This is a genomic window from Tenacibaculum aestuarii, assembly GCF_964510395.1.
Classification (GTDB): Bacteria; Bacteroidota; Bacteroidia; order Flavobacteriales; family Flavobacteriaceae; genus Polaribacter; species Polaribacter aestuarii.
The window spans coordinates 458,245-477,728 of sequence record NZ_CAZEFY010000001.1 but is presented as its reverse complement, the minus strand read 5'-3'; the positions used below and the strand labels follow the sequence as shown (position 1 = coordinate 477,728).

20 protein-coding genes and 2 tRNA genes are annotated in these 19,484 nt (G+C 32.4%); 15 read left to right on the top strand and 7 right to left on the bottom strand.

Translation table 11 applies throughout. From position 1 onward, the window contains the following. Positions 1-6 precede the first annotated feature (6 nt). The 5 genes from ACKTSU_RS02375 to ACKTSU_RS02355 are packed head-to-tail and all read left to right on the top strand — an operon-like array spanning position 7 to position 4,388. Entirely contained in the window at positions 7-1,086 is a 1,080-nt protein-coding gene (locus ACKTSU_RS02375; protein WP_408034773.1) for a diphosphomevalonate/mevalonate 3,5-bisphosphate decarboxylase family protein, read from the top strand. An 18-nt stretch (positions 1,087-1,104) separates the two neighbouring features. After that, entirely contained in the window at positions 1,105-1,599 is a 495-nt protein-coding gene (locus ACKTSU_RS02370; RefSeq protein ID WP_408034772.1) for a toxin-antitoxin system YwqK family antitoxin, read from the top strand. Positions 1,600-1,650: 51 nt separating this feature from the next. After that, positions 1,651-2,577: a mevalonate kinase family protein gene (locus ACKTSU_RS02365; RefSeq protein ID WP_408034771.1), complete on the top strand. Its 927-nt coding sequence runs from the start codon at positions 1,651-1,653 to the stop codon at positions 2,575-2,577. Positions 2,578-2,586: 9 nt separating this feature from the next. After that, complete coding sequence (locus ACKTSU_RS02360; RefSeq protein WP_408034770.1) at positions 2,587-3,504, top strand: geranylgeranylglycerol-phosphate geranylgeranyltransferase; 918 nt, start codon at positions 2,587-2,589, stop codon at positions 3,502-3,504. A 47-nt stretch (positions 3,505-3,551) separates the two neighbouring features. Further along, entirely contained in the window at positions 3,552-4,388 is an 837-nt protein-coding gene (locus tag ACKTSU_RS02355) for a pseudouridine synthase (protein WP_408034769.1), read from the top strand. 34 nt (positions 4,389-4,422) lie between these two features. Here the strand turns inward: ACKTSU_RS02355 and ACKTSU_RS02350 are convergent, their stop codons facing one another. From ACKTSU_RS02350 to ACKTSU_RS02340, 3 genes are read right to left on the bottom strand one after another with little or no spacing between them, the layout of a single operon-like run. Beyond that, positions 4,423-4,788 carry a heavy-metal-associated domain-containing protein gene (locus ACKTSU_RS02350; RefSeq protein ID WP_408028254.1) on the bottom strand — a complete coding sequence of 122 codons (366 nt, stop codon included), beginning with the start codon at positions 4,786-4,788 and terminating at the stop codon, positions 4,423-4,425. Between the two features lie 30 nt (positions 4,789-4,818). Then, positions 4,819-7,056 (bottom strand): TonB-dependent receptor, encoded by a 2,238-nt coding sequence (locus ACKTSU_RS02345; protein WP_408034768.1) that lies wholly within the window; start codon positions 7,054-7,056, stop codon positions 4,819-4,821. A gap of 59 nt (positions 7,057-7,115) precedes the next feature. Continuing rightward, positions 7,116-7,526: an HYC_CC_PP family protein gene (locus ACKTSU_RS02340; RefSeq protein WP_408034767.1), complete on the bottom strand. Its 411-nt coding sequence runs from the start codon at positions 7,524-7,526 to the stop codon at positions 7,116-7,118. 108 nt (positions 7,527-7,634) lie between these two features. On the opposite strand from ACKTSU_RS02340, the gene ACKTSU_RS02335 reads away from it, so the two are divergent. The 9 genes from ACKTSU_RS02335 (at position 7,635) to ACKTSU_RS02295 (ending at position 15,864) form a co-directional block, all read left to right on the top strand. After that, on the top strand, positions 7,635-8,087 hold the full coding sequence (locus tag ACKTSU_RS02335; protein ID WP_408034766.1) for a GAF domain-containing protein: 453 nt from the start codon (positions 7,635-7,637) through the stop codon (positions 8,085-8,087). Positions 8,088-8,173: 86 nt separating this feature from the next. Next, positions 8,174-8,299 (top strand): hypothetical protein, encoded by a 126-nt coding sequence (locus tag ACKTSU_RS02330; protein ID WP_408034764.1) that lies wholly within the window; start codon positions 8,174-8,176, stop codon positions 8,297-8,299. A 145-nt stretch (positions 8,300-8,444) separates the two neighbouring features. Beyond that, complete coding sequence (purH, locus tag ACKTSU_RS02325) at positions 8,445-9,971, top strand: bifunctional phosphoribosylaminoimidazolecarboxamide formyltransferase/IMP cyclohydrolase (RefSeq protein WP_408034763.1); 1,527 nt, start codon at positions 8,445-8,447, stop codon at positions 9,969-9,971. An 82-nt stretch (positions 9,972-10,053) separates the two neighbouring features. Next, positions 10,054-11,082 (top strand): rod shape-determining protein, encoded by a 1,029-nt coding sequence (locus ACKTSU_RS02320; RefSeq protein WP_408034762.1) that lies wholly within the window; start codon positions 10,054-10,056, stop codon positions 11,080-11,082. A 16-nt stretch (positions 11,083-11,098) separates the two neighbouring features. Beyond that, positions 11,099-11,926, top strand: a complete 828-nt coding sequence (mreC, locus tag ACKTSU_RS02315; RefSeq protein WP_408034761.1) for a rod shape-determining protein MreC — start codon at positions 11,099-11,101, stop codon at positions 11,924-11,926. Continuing rightward, positions 11,919-12,425, top strand: a complete 507-nt coding sequence (mreD, locus tag ACKTSU_RS02310; RefSeq protein WP_408034760.1) for a rod shape-determining protein MreD — start codon at positions 11,919-11,921, stop codon at positions 12,423-12,425. Before mreC ends, mreD begins: the two co-directional genes overlap by 8 nt. Then, positions 12,422-14,308, top strand: coding sequence for a penicillin-binding protein 2 (gene mrdA / locus ACKTSU_RS02305; protein ID WP_408034758.1), 1,887 nt, complete (start codon positions 12,422-12,424; stop codon positions 14,306-14,308). The genes mreD and mrdA overlap by 4 nt, the downstream gene beginning before the upstream one ends. Next, positions 14,289-15,566, top strand: coding sequence for a rod shape-determining protein RodA (gene rodA / locus ACKTSU_RS02300; RefSeq protein WP_408034757.1), 1,278 nt, complete (start codon positions 14,289-14,291; stop codon positions 15,564-15,566). The genes mrdA and rodA overlap by 20 nt, the downstream gene beginning before the upstream one ends. Beyond that, complete coding sequence (locus ACKTSU_RS02295) at positions 15,556-15,864, top strand: hypothetical protein (protein ID WP_408034756.1); 309 nt, start codon at positions 15,556-15,558, stop codon at positions 15,862-15,864. Before rodA ends, ACKTSU_RS02295 begins: the two co-directional genes overlap by 11 nt. Before the next feature lie 91 nt (positions 15,865-15,955). Here the strand turns inward: ACKTSU_RS02295 and rpsT are convergent, their stop codons facing one another. From rpsT to proS, 4 genes are all read right to left on the bottom strand, one after another. After that, positions 15,956-16,207 (bottom strand): 30S ribosomal protein S20, encoded by a 252-nt coding sequence (rpsT, locus tag ACKTSU_RS02290; RefSeq protein ID WP_028891217.1) that lies wholly within the window; start codon positions 16,205-16,207, stop codon positions 15,956-15,958. Positions 16,208-16,242: 35 nt separating this feature from the next. Continuing rightward, positions 16,243-16,314: transfer RNA gene (locus ACKTSU_RS02285), tRNA-Glu, on the bottom strand. 111 nt (positions 16,315-16,425) lie between these two features. Then, positions 16,426-16,497: transfer RNA gene (locus ACKTSU_RS02280), tRNA-Glu, on the bottom strand. A gap of 76 nt (positions 16,498-16,573) precedes the next feature. Next, positions 16,574-18,052, bottom strand: a complete 1,479-nt coding sequence (gene proS / locus ACKTSU_RS02275) for a proline--tRNA ligase (protein ID WP_408034755.1) — start codon at positions 18,050-18,052, stop codon at positions 16,574-16,576. Between the two features lie 146 nt (positions 18,053-18,198). Between proS and ACKTSU_RS02270 the strand changes: the two genes are divergently transcribed. Next, the gene (locus ACKTSU_RS02270; protein ID WP_408034754.1) at positions 18,199-19,479 is read left to right on the top strand and encodes a hypothetical protein; all 1,281 of its coding nucleotides are present in this window, start codon (positions 18,199-18,201) and stop codon (positions 19,477-19,479) included. Positions 19,480-19,484 lie beyond the last annotated feature (5 nt).

Here is a 19,484-nt window from a genome sequence, read left to right as displayed (position 1 = left end):
TACACTTTGAATACATCTGATTTTATATTTCAATCTCAAGACAGAAAAGTAGAAAACTTAACTGTTACTTGGCAAACACCTAGCAATATTGCTTTGATAAAATACTGGGGAAAAAGTGAACCACAAATCCCTAAAAATGCTTCAATAAGCTTTACCCTAAACAACTGTCATACTACTACAAAAATTGAGTTTTCAAAGATAGATCCTAAAAATCAAGCTCAATTTGAATTGTTCTTTGAAGGAAAAAAGAAAGATGATTTTAAACCTAAAATAGCTAAGTTCTTTGAGCGAATTCAAGAATATTGTCCGTATATCTTAGAGTATTCAATGGTAATTTCTTCGGAAAACTCTTTCCCGCACAGTAGCGGAATTGCTTCTTCTGCAAGTGGAATGAGCGCTATCGCTATGTGTTTAATGAGCTTAGAAAAAGAATTAAATCCAGAGCTAACTAAGGAATACACCAACAAAAAAGCTTCATTTTTAGCTCGTTTAGGTTCTGGAAGTGCTAGTAGAAGTATTGAAGGTCCGTTAGTTGTTTGGGGAAACCACCCTGAAATAAAAGGAAGCTCAGACTTATTTGGTGTAAAATTCCCATACGAGGTACATCCTATTTTCGAAAACTATCAAGACACTATTTTATTAGTTGATAAAGGAGAAAAACAAGTTTCTAGTACCGTTGGTCATAACTTAATGTACAACCATCCGTATGCTGAAAATCGTTTTATTCAAGCGAATGAAAACCTTGAAAAACTTTCTAGAATTCTTCAAAACGGAGACATCAAAGCTTTTATCAATTTAGTTGAAAGCGAAGCGTTAACGCTACATGCAATGATGTTAACTAGTAATCCGTATTTTATTTTGATGAAGCCTAATACGTTAGAAATTATTAATAAAATCTGGGAGTATAGAGAAGAAAACAACAGTAATATTTGCTTTACTTTAGATGCAGGTGCAAACGTACATGTACTTTACCCTAATTCAGAAAAGACTGAAACCGAACTGTTTATTAAGAATATTTTAGCTGCATACTGCCAAAAAAATCAGTATATTTGTGATAGTGTGGGTTTTGGCGCAAAACCTATATAACCTAAATCTCCTATTATTATGAGAAGTTCAACTATACTACTATCCTTTTTTGCTCTTTTTGTCACTACGTCTATCTTCGCGCAAGACACCGTATGGTTTGATAAAAATTGGCAAGAAACGACTAAAGAAAATCACGAATTTTACAGACCTACTCCTAAAAGAATGAATAATGGTTATTGGATTGTAGATTACTACAAAAATGGCCAAATTCAAATGGAAGGATTTAGTACCGTTAACATTCCTAATGAAGAACAGTTTGACGGTTTAGTTTTGTATTATCATCCTAACGGTAAACCTTTTCACAGAGCTAATTATAAAGATGGAAAATTACACGGTATACGAAAAGTTTACTACGAGTCGGGAGAACTTAAAGAAGAAGGTAAATACGAAGAAGGTAAAAGAGAAGGAGTTTGGAAAACTTTTTACAAAAACGGTAAAATAGAATCTAAAGGAAAATACCGCGAAAATGAAAAAGTTGGTATTTGGAAAACTTTTTACAAAAACGTATACTAGTTTGTAAACTAGTACTTTTACTCGTATGTTTGCCCTGTAATTAAAACACCTATGAAAGGACCCTTATTTTATGCTAAAATATTACTCTTCGGAGAATACGGAATCATTAAAGATTCTAAAGGACTAGCTATTCCTTTTAGCTCATATAAAGGCGCATTAAAGTCTGCCAAAAACTTAACAGGAGAAGCTAAAAAATCAAATCAAAGTTTAGCCAAATTTTATACGTATTTGGCAAACTTGAATTCTGATTTAGTTTCTTTTGATTTGGCCTCATTAAAAAATGATATAGGTAACGGTATGTACTTCGATTCTTCTATTCCTCAAGGATATGGAGTAGGAAGTTCTGGTGCTTTAGTTGCATCTATTTACGACCAGTACGCTAACGATAAAATTACGGTTTTAGAAAACCTAACACGCGACAAATTACTTACGTTAAAACAGATTTTTTCTTTAATGGAATCTTTTTTCCATGGAAAAAGTTCTGGGTTAGATCCGTTAAACTCATATTTAAGCTTACCTATCTTAATCAATTCGAAAGAACATATTGAACCAGCAGGCATTCCATCTCAAAAAGAAGGAAAAGGAGCTGTTTTCTTATTAGATTCTGAACAAGTTGGTGAAACTGAACCTATGGTTAACATCTTTATGAACAAGATGAAAAACGAAGGATTCCGTAAAATGATAAGCGAAGAGTTTGCAACACATACTGATGCTTGTATTGAAGACTTTTTACAAGGAAACGTAAAATCGTTGTTTGGTAATGTAAAAAAATTATCAAAAGTAGTGTTAGCTAACTTTAAACCTATGATTCCTACTGCTTTTCATAAAGTTTGGGAAAATGGAATTCAAACAAACGATTACTACTTAAAGCTTTGTGGCTCTGGTGGTGGAGGTTACATCTTAGGATTTACTGAAGATTACGAAAAAGCAAAAAACAGTTTAAAAGATTACAAATTAGAATTGGTGTATCGCTTTTAAAATGCTACTATGAGTACATTTAAAAACAACACCTTACTTTTAAAAATATTAAGCCTTTTATCAGTCATAAGAGGTTACAACATTTTAGTATTAATAGCAGCCCAATATTTGGCTGCTATTTTTATTTTCTCTGATGCAAAATCGGTTAAACCTGTTGTTTTCGATTGGCATTTACTCTACTTAGTTATCGCTACTGTTTGTGTAGTTGCAGCAGGATATATCATCAATAATTTTTATGATAAAAATGCTGATAAAATCAATCGCCCTATAAAAACTGGGATTGACTCCTACGTAAAACAAGAAACAAAGCTTAGACTTTATTTTTTACTGAATTTTATTGGCTTTGGTTTTGGCTGGTTAGTATCATGGAGAGCAGCTTTCTTTTTTGCGGTGTATATTTTCGGAATTTGGTTCTATTCACATAAATTAAAAAAATATCCGTTGGTTGGACTCATTAGTGCAACCATCTTAACGATACTCCCGTTTTTTGTTGTATTTGTACATTATAAAAACTTTTCAAAAGTAATATTTGTGCATGCGATTTTTCTCTTTTTAGTTATTATGACACGAGAATTAATCAAAGATTTAGAAAACATTAAAGGGGCTATCGCCAACAACTACAATACTTTCCCTGTAATTTATGGCGAACGTACTACCAAAAGAACTATTATTTTATTAATGTTTCTTACCCTAGTTCCTATCGGAATTATAAACACCTACCCTGCTATTGAATACATGAAATACTACTTCTATTTAGCAGCAATTACCTTAATTTTTGTCGGATTTTACACATGGAATTCAGTTCAAAAAAATCAATATCGACTTGCACACAATATTTTAAAAGTGCTATTATTAATTGGTGTCTTTAGTTTATTGTTTATTGACAAGTCTTTAATTTTAGATAAAGTAATTGAAGTTTTAGATTAAAAACCAAATAATTACCGTAAATTTGCGCACTTTTTAAAAACTTAAGAATGAATTCAAAAAACTCGTCGAGAGGACGACAAGCTGAACGCAACAGCAATCCTCAAGGAAAAAATCAATTCAAAAAAGATTTCAGAAAACCTAAAACCAACAAACCTGTTCAGAAAAAAACAGAAGACACTGGTATTCGTTTAAACAAATTCATCTCAAACTCAGGAATTTGCTCTCGTAGAGAAGCTGACACTTATATCGAGCACGGAAGTGTTTCAGTAAACGGAAAATTGGTTACTGAAATGGGTTATAAAGTACAACCTACTGATGAAGTTCGTTTTGATGGTACGTTAATTTCTATGGAGAAAAAACGTTACGTACTACTTAACAAACCTAAAAATTACATCACTACTATGGAAGACGATCGCGGTCGTAAAACAGTAATGGAAATTATTGCTAATGCTACTAAAGAACGTATTTATCCTGTAGGGAGATTAGACAGAAATACCACTGGTTTATTATTATTTACCAATGACGGTGAAATGGCCAAGAAATTAACACATCCAAAGCACAACGTACGTAAATTATACCATGCTTCTTTAGATAAAAAATTAACTTTAGCTGATTTAGAAAAACTACGTGGTGATGTTGTTATTGAAGGAAGAAAAGTATTTATTGATGCTGTTTCGTATGTAGATGGAGAAAAGAAGACTGAAGTTGGTATTGAAATACACTCAGGAAGAAACCGTATCGTTCGTAAAATCTTTGAGCACTTTGGTTACCATGTAATAAAACTTGATAGAGTTGTTTTTGCTGGATTAACCAAGAAGAATTTACCTCGTGGTAGATGGCGTGAGCTTACACAACAAGAAATTAACAATTTACAAATGATGTAATAAAAAATCCCGAGTATAAACTCGGGATTTTTTATTATTTCTTTGCCTTTTTATGATCTTCCTGCACTTCTTCATCACGATATTTACAACATTCATGTAAATTATCATATGCTTCTTTAGGTGCTTTAAAATCTTTCGTATCGTGTCCTATACTTGCAATCGTTTTTTTAACTGTTTCTGTATTGGTCTTACGTTCATCAATAATTAAACTTAGTTGATGAGTATTTACATCCCACTTTGCAAACTTTACTCCTTTTGTTTTTAACGCAGCTTTTTCAATACGTTTTTTACACATCATGCAAACACCATCTACCTCAAAAGATACTTTTGCATTCTTGTCCTGAGCAAATGCTGATGTACTTAATAGTAAAACTGCTGCTAATAAAAATATATTTTTCATGTCTTCTCTATTTATTGTTTGTTGAATTAGTTAATCTATTTTAAATCGTAATCCTGCATAGAAGTTACTTCCAAAAACTGGTGCATATATAATAGTAGTATCAAAATTTGCTCCAAATGGATTATCACTTCCTAATATAGGATTTTTTTGTTTGTAATTTGTAATGTTTTCAGCCCCAGCATACACTTCAAACTTTTTTGAAAACACTTTTGTTATCTGAGTGTTTAGCAAGTTATAGCTATTCGAATAAATTGGTAACTGATTGTTTGTATTTGGTAATCGTTGCTCCCCTATCCAATTATAGGTTACATCAAACTTCCAACTAGCGTCGTTATCTTCTGTTTTAGTTTCATAAGATACATTCGCAAAAAAACGATGTTTAGCTTGTAATGCTTTCGCTAAGTTTCCTGATCTATAATCAGTAGAAACATCATAAAACTTATACGAGAATCGAGTATTGAAATACGGAATAATATTTTGATTAACTTCTACCTGAAAACTATTAGCAATACTTTTTCCTTCTAAATTATAAAAAGATATCTCTTGCGAATTTTCCCAATCAACTACTACCTGATTTGAAAAATTTGTTTGATAAAAATCGAATGTTACATCTCCTTTTCTACCAAATAGTTTATACCCTTGTAAAAACGAAACTCCATAATTCCAAGCCACTTCTGGATCTAATCCATAAATGTTTCCTCCTGAATTTTCAATATTAACTGTTCTTGACGAAGCAAAAAACTGTTGATTCTCCGCAAAAATATTAGCACTTCGTTTTCCTCTTCCTACAGAAGCCCTAAATACTCCTCTCACCCAAGGAACATAACGCATATGTAACCTAGGTGTTACAAAAGTTCCTAACAAATTATGATGATCTAATCGAAGTCCAGCAGTAACACTAAAATTATCAGCATTATCATAAGCATATTCGAAAAATGCTCCTATTGAGTTTTCATTTCTATCAAAATTCGAATTCATTACAGTGCTTATAAATTCATCGTATTTATCATACGTAAAACTGGCACCTGTTTTAAATTTATTACGAGTATCTCCAATAATTGAGCTAAACATAAAATTACTGTAAAAACTTTGATGCTTAATATTATACTCTCTTAATCCAAAATAGGAATCTTGTTCATAATTGCTATAGGCTGCTTGAAAACCCATACTTTGAAAAGGTAAATCAGGGAAAACGCACCCTACTTTTACAGAAGTATCAAAACGTTTGGTTTTTATTTCACTTCCCCAAACTGTATTTGATCCTCTATCTTCTTCTGGTTTAAAATCAACTTCGCCTACCTGCTTTGAATCATCTAAATATCTAAAATTGATAAAACTTACCCATCCTTTTTCGGCATCAGTATATTGCCAACGATTCATCACATTTATTTGTTCTGCTAACGGATTATCTAAAAAGTTATCATTGTTCTTATCAAACTTTTCTCCTCTATAATTTCCATGTACATACAAACCAGTTTGCCATTTTTTACTCACTTTTTGATTAAAATGAGTATTCAATTCAAACCTACCTCCCATAGCTCCATAAGCATTAAGGTAAAATTTATGATTGGTTGATGGTTTTACTAGCTCAGTATTTATTTGTCCTGAAATGCTTTCAAAACCATTTATAACACTTCCTGCTCCCTTTGTTATTTGAATACTTTCAACCCAAGTTCCAGGTGTAAATGTTAACCCAAATGCTTGTGCTGCTCCTCTTATCGATGGTATATTTTCTTGTGTAATTAACAAATACGGACTTGTTAAACCTAACATTTGTATTTGTTTTGTTCCTGTTAATGCATCAGAAAAATTAACATCAATAGACGGATTGGTTTCAAAGCTTTCAGACAAATTACAACAGGCTGCTTTTAACAATTCTTCACTATTAATAGTTACCAAGTTTTGTGTTTGTAAATAAGATCGTTGAGTAGCGTCCTTTTTTGCTGTAATAGCAACTTCTTCTAACGTATTACTCTCAGTTAAATAATGATTGATTGGTTTTGTACTCTTAACAATTATTGTATCTGTTTTATAACCAACAAAACTTATTATTAATTTTCTATACTCTTTTTTATACGGAATACTAAACATTCCTTTTTTGTTGGTAGTAGTACCAACTTCCGTATTTAACCAATGGATATTGGCTCCGTAAACTCCTAAATTATCTTTAGGTCCATTTTTATCTTTTATCACTCCTTTTAACTCTTTCTGAGCAAAAAGTGATGAAGAAATCAGCAAAGAAATACTGACAATAAAAAATCTTTTCATTCTTAATTTATCATACTTAATTATATAATTCTAAACTTTTTGTAAAAGAATTATTAGTATCATATGATAAAAACCTCGTGAAGTACTTGTATATCAAAAAACAGTTTGGGTGGTATATAAAACTTGTGTGGAACAAGCTGTCTTTTTAAGTCTGAAAATAATTGCTTGTAATAAGTATATGAAGTAACTGCTGTTATAACCTTTGTAAAAGTTACTTTTTCAACAAGTGATTTTTGAATTTGAGTTTGTCCTTTTAAAAACTCCACATCGTCTTTACAACATGAAGGCTCTATTGTTTTGCTCTCGCAGCTATCCTCTTCTACATCATCACAACTAGCTACATTCCCTACATAAGAAATTGCAACTAAAGAATCTCCACAAAAATGTTTTTCTACATTAAAAGAAAATGTAGAAAGTAACACAACAAGTGCTAAAAGTGTAGCTATTATTTTAGAAACGAATTTCTTCATGTTTTGCAAATGTACAAAATTTAAAAAATTCTATTTTTTATCACAATTCATACAACTATTTTTGTAAGCTTTAAACCCTCTTTACGAACAAGATAAGAAACATAAACAATGAACATACAAGAATTAAAAAATAATATAGACACAATAGTTAACAACACTTCATCTAAAGACGAAAAACTACAACAAATCTGCGATTATTTAGCTTCGGAAATTTCCTATTACGATTGGGTTGGATTTTACTTTAGAAACGGAGATAAGAAGGAACTAAAGCTAGCACAATTTAATGGAGAACCAACCGAACACACTATCATCCCTTTCGGGAAAGGGATTTGTGGCCAAGTTGCTGTAAGTAATGAAAATTTTGTAGTACAAGATGTTAGTGAACAAGACAATTATATTTCTTGCGGATGGAAAGTGAAATCAGAAATTGTAATTCCAATTTTTGTAAACGGAGAAAACATTGGTCAAATTGATATTGATTCTCATACCGTTAACCCTTTTACCCCAAATGACGAGGCTTTACTAGAGTATGTTTGTGACAAAGTAGCAAGTTTTATCTAATTTTTTTAGATAATCATTTGATTATTAGGATTTTTTTTATTTTATTTGGTACGTTTTATAATAAACCCCATTTAATCCCCTTAATTATGAGCAATAGAGAATATCCTTCTTATGCAGCATTAGGTAATGCTAATGCTCGTTCAGCATCTCAACAATCTTTACTAGAAAAATTTACTGCTTGGTTTCGTAACTTTTTAGAAACCGCAGAGTAATGTTTTCTTTTTTCATATTTGTTGTATGAAAGCGCCACCAGAATCGAATTAATTTTGGTGGCGTTTTTTACTTTTCAAAACTTAAAATTTTATTGTGTAAGCCCCAGGGTTTTACTAGCTTTGCAAGCTTAACAACACAACAATAATGGACAATACAAAAACTATTAAATCAGCATTAATTTCCGTTTTTCATAAAGACGGTTTAGAACCTATCGTAAAAAAACTTAACGAACTAGGTGTTACTATCTACTCTACCGGTGGTACAGAGAAATTCATCAACGACCTAGGTATTGAAGTTGTACCTGTAGAAGACGTTACTTCGTACCCTTCTATCTTAGGAGGACGTGTTAAAACATTACACCCAAAAGTTTTTGGTGGAATTTTAAACAGGCAAGATCACGAAGGTGATGTTGCTGAAATGGAAGAATACAACATTCCACAGTTAGATTTAGTAATTGTTGATTTATATCCTTTTGAAAAAACAGTAGCTTCAGGTGCTTCTGAACAAGATATTATTGAAAAAATTGATATCGGAGGAATTTCATTAATCCGTGCTGCTGCTAAAAACTTTAAAGACACAGTAATTGTTTCTTCAATGGAACAATACGCAGAGTTCTTAAACATTATTTCTGAAAACAACGGAAATACTTCTTTAAGCGATAGAAAAAAGTTTGCTGCAAAAGCATTCAATATTTCTTCTCACTACGACACGGCTATCTTCAATTATTTTAACGAAGACGAAATCGTTTACAAAGCAAGTGAAACTACTTCAAAAGTATTACGTTATGGGGAAAACCCACACCAAAAAGGATTTTTCTTTGGAGATTTAGATGCAATGTTTGATAAGTTACACGGAAAAGAATTAAGCTACAACAACTTATTAGATGTTGATGCTGCTGTAAACTTAATTGAAGAATTTAAAGGTGAAGATCCAACATTTGCTATTTTAAAACACAACAATGCTTGTGGTTTTGCACAACGTAAAACTATTCACCAAGCTTATGTAGACGCTTTAGCTGGTGATCCTGTTTCTGCTTTTGGAGGAATCTTAATTGCAAACACAAAAATAGATAAAGCTACTGCTGAAGAAATTCACAATTTATTCTGTGAAGTTGTTATTGCTCCTGCTTACGATGCTGATGCTTTAGAAATTTTAAAAGGTAAAAAGAACAGAGTTATCTTAGTTCAAAAAGAAATAGAATTACCAAAACAAACAGTTAGAACTGCTTTAAACGGGGTTTTAATTCAAGATAAAGACTATATTACTGATAAATTAGAAGATTTATCGTACCCAACAAACAATAAACCATCAGAAAGTGAGTTAGAGGACTTGTTATTTGCATCTAAGCTGTGTAAAAACACAAAATCTAATACAATTATCTTAGTAAAAGATAAGCAATTATTAGCTGGTGGAACTGGTCAAACAAGTAGAGTTGATGCTTTAAGACAAGCAATTGAAAAAGCAACAAGCTTTAACTTCGATTTAAACGGAGCAGTTATGGCTAGTGATGCATTTTTCCCTTTCCCTGACTGTGTAGAAATTGCAGACAAAGCAGGAATTAAAAGTGTAATTCAACCAGGAGGCTCTATTAAAGATCAATTAAGTATCGATTATTGTAACGACAACGGTGTAGCAATGGTTTTTACTGGAACAAGACATTTTAAACATTAATTATATTCAATGTAAATTACCCACAGATTTTTATTAGATTTGTGAAAATACATTAAAATAAATATAAAATAACGAAATCTTTATGGGTTTTTTCGATTTCATGACAGAAGATATTGCAGTAGATTTAGGTACTGCCAATACACTTATAATTCACAATGGCAAGGTTGTTATTGACAACCCTTCTATTGTTGCTCGTAACAGAATAACAGGTAAAATTATTGCTACAGGTCATGAAGCAAATAGAATGCAAGGAAAAACCCATGAAAATATCAAAACTATACGTCCGTTAAAAGACGGTGTCATAGCTGATTTCCAAGCTTCCGAAGAAATGATTAAGGAATTTGTAAAACAAATTCCTGCAATTAAAAAGAGGCTTTTTCCACCATCATTACGTATGGTAATTTGTATTCCTTCTGGAATTACTGAAGTAGAAAAACGAGCGGTAATCGATTCTGGTCGTCATATGAACGCCAAAGAGATCTATTTAATCTTTGAACCTATGGCTGCTGCTATTGGTGTTGGTGTTGACATAATGGAACCTAAAGGAAATATGATTATTGATATAGGTGGTGGTACTACAGAAATTGCTGTTATAGCATTGGCTGGCATTGTATGTGATCAATCAGTAAAAGTAGCAGGTGATTTATTTACAAGTGACATTATGTACTACATGCGTACACAACACAACTTACACGTTGGAGAAACTACCGCTGAAAAAATAAAACTACAAATAGGTTCTGCTACTGAAGATTTAGAGAATCCACCTGAAGACATGATGGTTCAAGGTCGTGACTTATTAAGTGGAAAACCTAAGCAAGTGCAAGTTTCTTATCGTGAAATTGCCAAAGCTTTAGACAAATCTATTCTACGTATTGAGGATGCTGTAATGGAAACCTTATCTAAAACTCCACCTGAATTAGCTGCCGATATTTATAATACCGGTATTTATCTTGCTGGCGGAGGTTCTATGCTAAGAGGTTTAGACAAGCGTTTATCTAGAAAAACAGATTTACCTGTATACGTTGCTGAAGACCCGTTACGTGCGGTTGTACGTGGTACTGGTATTGCGTTAAAAAACCTAGAAAAATACAAAACAGTATTAATCAAATAAAATTGAATGATTATTTATGCAACAGCTTATTTATTTCTTTCAGAAGTATAAGTTCTTCTTATTTTTTCTATTTCTAGAAATTATAGCTGTTGCATTAATCATAAATAACCACTCTTTTCATAAAAGTAAATTTATTAGTTCTACTAATTTTATTACTGGTGGATTATATCAAAAATCATCTAATTTATCTGACTACTTCAGCCTAAAAGAAAAAAATTCGGTTTTAGTTGAAGAAAACCTATCTCTAAAAAATAAATTAGAAAGACTTAACAGTTACTTTGACAGTATTTCGAGTCATCAAGTTATAGATACGGTTAAACTTAATCCTGATTACATTTATACTTCTGGAAAAGTTATCAAGAACTCCTATAGTAAAACGGATAATTTTATAACAATTAACAGAGGAAAAAACGACAATGTTACAAAAGAAATGGCTGTAATTAACAGTAAAGGTATTATTGGAATTACCGATAATGTCGGATCTAATTTTGCTAGAGTACAATCTATTTTAAACTCTAAAAGTAACATTAATGCTAAGTTTAAAAACAATCATCATTACGGAACATTAGTTTGGAATGGTGAAGATTATAATATTGTGCAGTTAACAGACATTCCTCGGCAAGCAGTATTTAAAGTAGGTGATACAATTATTACAGGAGGTAGATCTACTATTTTTCCTGAAGGAATTCCTATAGGTACGATCATAAAAGTTCCCGAAGAATTATCTGCTGTTAACAATATTGATATTAAACTTTTTAACGACATGTCTAACTTAGGGTACATTTATGTCGTAACGAATCTTCATAAAGAAGAAATTAAAAATTTAGAAAACAATAATGAATAGAACTATTTACTTAATACTTTTATTTGTTTTTCTCTTGCTACTACAAGTGCTTGTTCTTAACAATATTTTATTTTTAGGATATGTAAACCCTTATATTTACATTGTATTTATCTTTCTATATCCTATGAAAGAAAATCGTTTTCCTATTCTAATTACAGCTTTTTTATTAGGACTTTCGGTAGATGCATTTTCTAACTCTGGAGGTATACACACTTTCGCTACCTTGTTTATAGCTTACCTCAGACTATTTTTTTTTAAGGTTATCTTTAAAAAAACAACTACCGACTATCAACTTTTTAACTTAAGACACGAATCTTTTGATAAGGTGTTTAACTATACTGCTATTTTAACACTTATTCATCATTTTATCTTGTTTAGTTTAACTAACTTTAGCTTTTACAATTTCACTAACGTACTTATAAACACACTATTTTCTAGTATTTTTACGTTACTCTTGTATTTTTTAGGAAGTTTTATTTTTAGGAAAAAGCTAACATGAAACGAAGTTTTTTACTCTTATTTTTAATTACCCTTATCGGAATTATTTATATCTCTAGATTGTTTCACTTACAAATCATAAAAGGAAGTGAAAACAGCCTAACCCATAGTGCCACCATTAAGGTTGAGTATGATTATCCTTCAAGGGGCTACATATATGATCGTAATGGAAAACTACTAGTTGCCAATCAATTATCTTATGATGTAATGATTGTTCCAAAAGAAGTAGAACCTTTAGACACATTAGAGTTTTGCTCACTTTTAAAAATTGACAAAGACGATTTTAAAAGACGATTTACTAAAGCTGAGAATTATGCAAGATGGTTACCATCTGTATTTTTAAAACAATTAGCTAAAGAAGATTATGCCTACCTTCAAGAAAAACTACCAAAATACAAAGGCTTTTATGTACAAAAACGTATTATTCGTAATTATCCTGTAAAATCCGCTGCAAATGTATTAGGATATATTAGTGAGGTAAGTGAATACAAAGCAAAACAAAGTGACTATTACGAACAAGGAGAATTAATTGGTGCTTGGGGTGTTGAAAAACAATATGAAAATTATTTAAGAGGTATTAAAGGAAAAAAAAGATTTAAACGTAACAACTTAAATGAAATAACAGGTTCGTACAAAGATGGCAAATACGACACGTTAGCAGTCCCAGGAAAAGACTTAACCTTAACTATTGATAGTGAATTACAACAATACGGTGAATTATTAATGGCAGGTAAAAGAGGGGGAATTGTAGCTTTAGAGCCTCAAACGGGTGAAATTTTAGCACTAGTAACCGCTCCTTCTTATGACCCAAATTTATTAGTTGGAAGAAAACGCTCTCCAAACTCAGTAAGACTATTTAACGATACTATTAACATGCCTACTTTCGACAGAGGTTTACAAGCATCATACGCACCTGGTTCTCCTTTTAAAATACTTACAGGTTTAATTGGCCTACAAGAAGGTGTAATTGATGAAAACTCAGGTTTTTTCTGTAATCATGGTTATCGTTATGGTAGAAGACCAAACGAATTCATGGGCTGTCACTGTAATATTGTTGGTCGTCCTGTTCGTTTAAAAACAGCTATTGCTAAATCATGTAACACGTATTTTGCTAACACCTACAGAAAAATTGTCGATAAATACGAAAACGCAACCATTGGTACTGATGTTTGGAGTGAACATGCCAAAAGTTTTGGTTTAGGGAATTATTTAGGGTACGACTTACCTTCTGGTCAAAAGGGACGAATTCCTGATGGGAGATTCTACGATAGAAGTTATGATTTTAGATGGGGAGCAACAACTACTATTTCCAATTCTATTGGTCAAGGTGAAGTAGAAACCACCCCTATTCAACTAGCAAACATGACTGCAGCAATTGCGAACAAAGGATATTATTACACTCCTCATATTGTTAAAAAAATAGATAACAAACCTATTAAAGACTCTACTTATATAATGCGAAGAAACACAACTGTTTCTCCTGAACATTTTCCTGTTGCAATTGAGGCGATGTACGAAACATTTACCAGAGGTACGGCTAGATATAGTCAAGTTAAAGGAATAGACATTTGCGGTAAAACAGGTACTGTTGAAAATTTTATTAGAGTTAATCGAAAAAAAGTTCAGTTGGTAGATCATTCAATCTTCATTGCCTTTGCTCCAAAAGACAACCCTAAAATAGCCATTGCTATATTTGTTGAAAACGGAGGATACGGATCTACAATCGCAGCACCAATTACTAGTCTTTTAATTGAAAAGTATTTAAATGGTGAAGTATCTAGAAAACATGTAGAAGACAAAATGATTAACTTAAGCCTTCAAGAACGATACGACAATCAATTACTAATCCAAAACACAGATACAATTGCGACAAGAAAGAAATAATATTTTTGCTGGAATTGACTGGCTACTTGTATTGTTATATATCATATTAGTTGGCTTTGGATGGATGAATATTTACGCTTCTTCTTCAACAGAAGAAACTAGAGAAATTTTTGATTTTTCAACAAAGTATGGAAAACAGATTGTTTTCATAGGCTTAAGCATACCTGTAATTATTTTTATCCTGTTTTTTAATTCTAAGTTTTACGAACAATTTGCCAGTGTCTTATATATCATCTCACTAGTACTGTTAGCTGGTGTTTTGATTTTTGGTAAAAAAATTAACGGAGCAACCTCTTGGTATAACTTTGGAGGACTTGGATTACAACCCTCTGAATTTGCTAAAGCCTGTACTTCTTTAGCTTTAGCCAAATTAATGAGTGATCGGCAATACAACCTTAAACTCTTAAAAAATCAAGCAAAGGCTTTTATCGTCATCTTTTTACCCGCATTTTTTATTGCTCTTCAGCCTGATATGGGATCTGTTTTAATTTATTTTGCTTTCTTTTTTGTGCTAAATAGAGAAGGACTTACATTAAGTTATATCTTATTTGGAGTAACAACTATTATTCTGTTTATTTTAACCGTGTCTTTTGGTGCTAAATGGGTTCTAATCTCTTGTTTATTTATTATAACCCTTACTACACTTTATGGAGTCTATAAAGACAAACGTTTTTTTCGTTTTAACGCATTAAAAATACTTAGTTCATATCTATTTACTACATTATTTATTTTAGGCATAAGTTACACCTACAACAATGTGCTTGAGCAACATCAAAAAGATAGATTTGACATCTTACTAGGAAAAGTTCAAGATAATAAAGGTATTGGGTACAACTCTTTTCAATCAGAAAAAACCATTAGTTCTGGTGGGCTTTCTGGAAAAGGTTTTTTACAAGGAGACAGAACGCAAGGAAATTTTGTTCCTGAACAACACACCGATTATATTTACAGTACAGTTGGTGAAGAGTGGGGTTTTATAGGAAGCTCCTTCGTTATTATTTTATTTATGGCGCTTCTATATAGAATTATATATCTTTCAGAAATTCAAACCAACAAATTTGCAAGAATATATGGTTACAGTGTAGCCTCTATCTTCTTTTTTCATATTGCTGTTAATATAGGCATGGTAATAGGTTTATTTCCCACTGTAGGAATCCCTCTACCCTTTTTTAGTTATGGAGGTTCTTCTTTATGGGGATTTACACTACTCTTATTTATCTTTATCCGTTTAGATGCTCATAAGAAGTATGACTGGTAATACCTTAAGAATATTTACTTTTATTTTTCTCTTTGCCTCATGCAACAACAAAGAAATAAAAATTTATGGAAAAGTAATTGATGTCAACTCCAATAAAACCATTAAAAATACAACTATCTACAGTAGAGCTTGGGTTTACAATCTAAAACTAGACGAATCCTATCCTGTAATGGACTCAACTAATATAATAAATAGTGGTAGCTACACAATACATATGAAGAAAGCCGAATCTATTGATTTAATTGTTATAGCTGATGGCTACTATAAGCAAATAAAACATATAGATGTTACCACATAAAAAAGGAAAGTAAACTTTAATTTAACAAAAAAATAAAAAACGCCTCGATAAACATCGAGGCGTTTTTAACTATTAACTAACCTTAAAACTCTTATAAAGCTGCAACGTGCTTAGCCAACTTTGACTTTAAGTTTGCCGCTTTATTCTTATGAATAATGTTGTTCTTTGCTAACTTATCTAACATAGATACAACAGTCGAAAACATTCCTTCTGCTTCCTTCTTATCTTCTGTAGCTCTTAATTTTCTAACAGCATTACGTGTAGTTTTATGCTGATATTTATTTCTTAAGCGCTTCGCTTCGTTACTTCTGATTCTCTTTAATGCTGACTTATGATTTGCCATTGTACTAAATTCGTTAATTGTTTATAAAAAACTCGTAGTCCGTACGGGAATCGAACCCGTGTTACCAGGATGAAAACCTGGCGTCCTAACCCCTAGACGAACGGACCAAAACAATCGTTCTGATTGCGGGTGCAAATATACAACTCTTTTTGTTATTTGCAATAATTTTTATCTTTTTATTAGTTTTATTTTCACTCTAAAACTAGCTTAAGAACTTGTAGTCCGTACGGGAATCGAACCCGTGTTACCAGGATGAAAACCTGGCGTCCTAACCCCTAGACGAACGGACCAAAACAATCTATTTTGCGATTGCGGGTGCAAATATAGAAACTGTTTTTTATTACACAAAGCTTTTTTTTATTTTTTTTAATAAGCCTTGGCGAAGAGCACTCTTTTAATAGATGGTTTACCTGTAAACACACATACTCCCTCCTCTTCTTTTGCGTCGTTAGGAATACATCTTATGGTTGCTTTCGTTAATTCTTTAATCGTATCTTCTGTTTCAATAGTACCATCCCAGTGTGCTGAAACGAATCCTCCTTTGTTTTCTATCACATCTTTAAACTCATCGAATGTATTTACCTCTGTGATGTGATCGTTTCTGTAGTTTAATGCTCTAGTGTATAAATTCTCTTGGATCTCTTCTAATAAGTTAGCTACAACATCTACTACCTCTTCTCTAGAAACTGTTTGTTTTTCAAAAGTATCACGACGAGCGACCTCAACTGTACCATTTTCTAAATCACGAGCTCCCATAGCGATTCTTACAGGTACTCCTTTTAATTCGTATTCTGCAAACTTAGCTCCTGGTCTAAAAGTATCTCTATCGTCAAATTTTACTGATATTCCTTTAGCTCGTAATTCTTTTACAATTACATCTACCTTTTCTGAAATAGCGTCTAATTGCTCTTCTCCTTTATATATAGGAACGATTACTACTTGGATTGGCGCTAACTTTGGAGGCAATACTAAACCTGCATCATCAGAGTGTGTCATAATCAACCCACCAATTAAACGAGTTGACACTCCCCAAGATGTTGCCCAAACATATTCTTGCTTTCCTTCTTTTGACGTATACTTTACATCAAACGCTTTAGCAAAGTTTTGCCCTAAGAAATGAGATGTCCCTGCTTGTAACGCTTTTCCATCTTGCATTAACGCTTCAATAGTTAAGGTATCATCAGCTCCTGCAAAACGCTCGCTCTCACTTTTTGCTCCTTTTACCACTGGCATTGCCATGAATTCTTCAGCAAAAGTTGCATATACTTCTTGCATTTGCTTTGCTTCTGCAATTGCTTCAGCCTTTGTAGCATGTGCTGTATGACCTTCTTGCCATAAAAATTCTGCGGTACGTAAAAATAAACGTGTACGCATTTCCCAACGTACCACATTCGCCCATTGGTTGATTAATAATGGTAAGTCTCTATGTGATTGAATCCATCCTTTATAGGTATTCCAAATAATTGCTTCGGAAGTTGGACGCACTACTAACTCTTCTTCTAACTTTGCTTCAGGATCTACACGAAGTTTCCCTTCTCTTTCAGGATCGTTCTGCAAGCGGTAATGTGTAACTACCGCACATTCTTTTGCAAAACCTTCAGCATTTTTCTCTTCAGCTTCAAACAAACTTTTGGGAACAAAAAGAGGAAAGTATGCATTTTGATGTCCTGTTTCTTTAAACATTCTATCTAACTCTTTTTGCATGTTTTCCCAAATTGCAAATCCGTAGGGCTTAATTACCATACATCCTCTAACCGCTGAGTTTTCAGCTAAATCAGCTTTGACAATCAATTCGTTATACCATTTCGAGTAATCTTCGGCTCTTTTTGTTAAATGTTTGCTCATATTCAAAAGTTTGGCATAAATATTGTTATTTTTTATGCGTAAATTGTGTCTGCAAAACTACATTAAATAAGGTAACAAGCCCAACAAAGAAATTAATTTTTGCTGCTCAATAAAAAATAATTTGCATTAACTAAAAACCTAAGGTCATGAAGTTCCAATACGCCAATACCAAACTTCCTCTTTTTATTCTATCGCTTTTTACGGTAGCAACATTCGTTTCTTGTGGATCAGCACAAACAACTGTTGGTTATGATGATGGAATTTATGCAGACGATATTGAACAACCTGAACGTAGAGTAATTATTGTTGACGAAAGAGAATATGATGATTACGAAGAAAATTACTTTACCAAAGAAGTTGAACGTTTAGGTACTTTAAACGGAACAGATATTTTTACAGATATAGAAAACTACAAATCTGAAAATGCTGATTATTATGAAGAGGAAGATATTTACGAAGAAGAACCTCAAACAAGAATTACTTATAATAACGAACCTTGGGGATATACAAGTAACAGCAGCGATGTAGTAATTAATATTAATACTTACCCTAGATGGGGAAGTTACTACAATTCTTGGTATTACGACACCTATTATGACTATTACAGACCTTGGTGGAGACCTCGTTACTACAACTATTGGGGGTATAACCATCATTGGGGATATAACCCATATTGGCATCCTTACCACTATTGGAATCAACCATACTATGGATATGATTACTACAGACCTTATTATTACAACAGACAACATTTCAACAATTATTATAGGCCATATAGAGGCGCTAACTATTATAGGAACAACCGAGTAGCTTCAAGCTCTAGAAGAGGGTATACCACTAATCGTAGAGGGACTACTGTTTCAAGACGTTCTTCTGATGTTTATAGAAGAAGTAACGACAGAACTTATCGTAGTTCTAGAAATACTCGTTCTACAAGAAATACTAGAGGTTATAACACAAGAAGCAACAGATCTAACGACAGAACTATAAATCGTTCTAACAGAACAAGAAGTTACAATTCTAGCGGAACTCGTTCTAACGGTAGTTACAGAAGCGTACCACGTACTACTAGAAGTAGAAGCTCTAGAGGACATGCTGTAAGAAGTAGTAATAATTCTTACAACAACAGAAGTGTAACAAGATCTACAAGAAATTCTAGAAGTTATAACACTAACAGTAGTGACAGAAATAGATCAGTAAAAAAATCTACTCCGACAAGAAATTCTCGCAACTACACTAGATCTAATAACCGAAGTAAAAAGGAATATTCTTCTCGTAGTAACAGTTCAAGAAATAACAGAAGCTATTCAAGATCTTCTAACAGATCTTCTCGTAGTTATTCCGCTCCATCTAGAAGTTCTCGAAGTAATTCTTCTGGAAATAACTCAAGATCAAGAAGCAACAACTCAAGAAGTTCTAGGAGATAATTTTA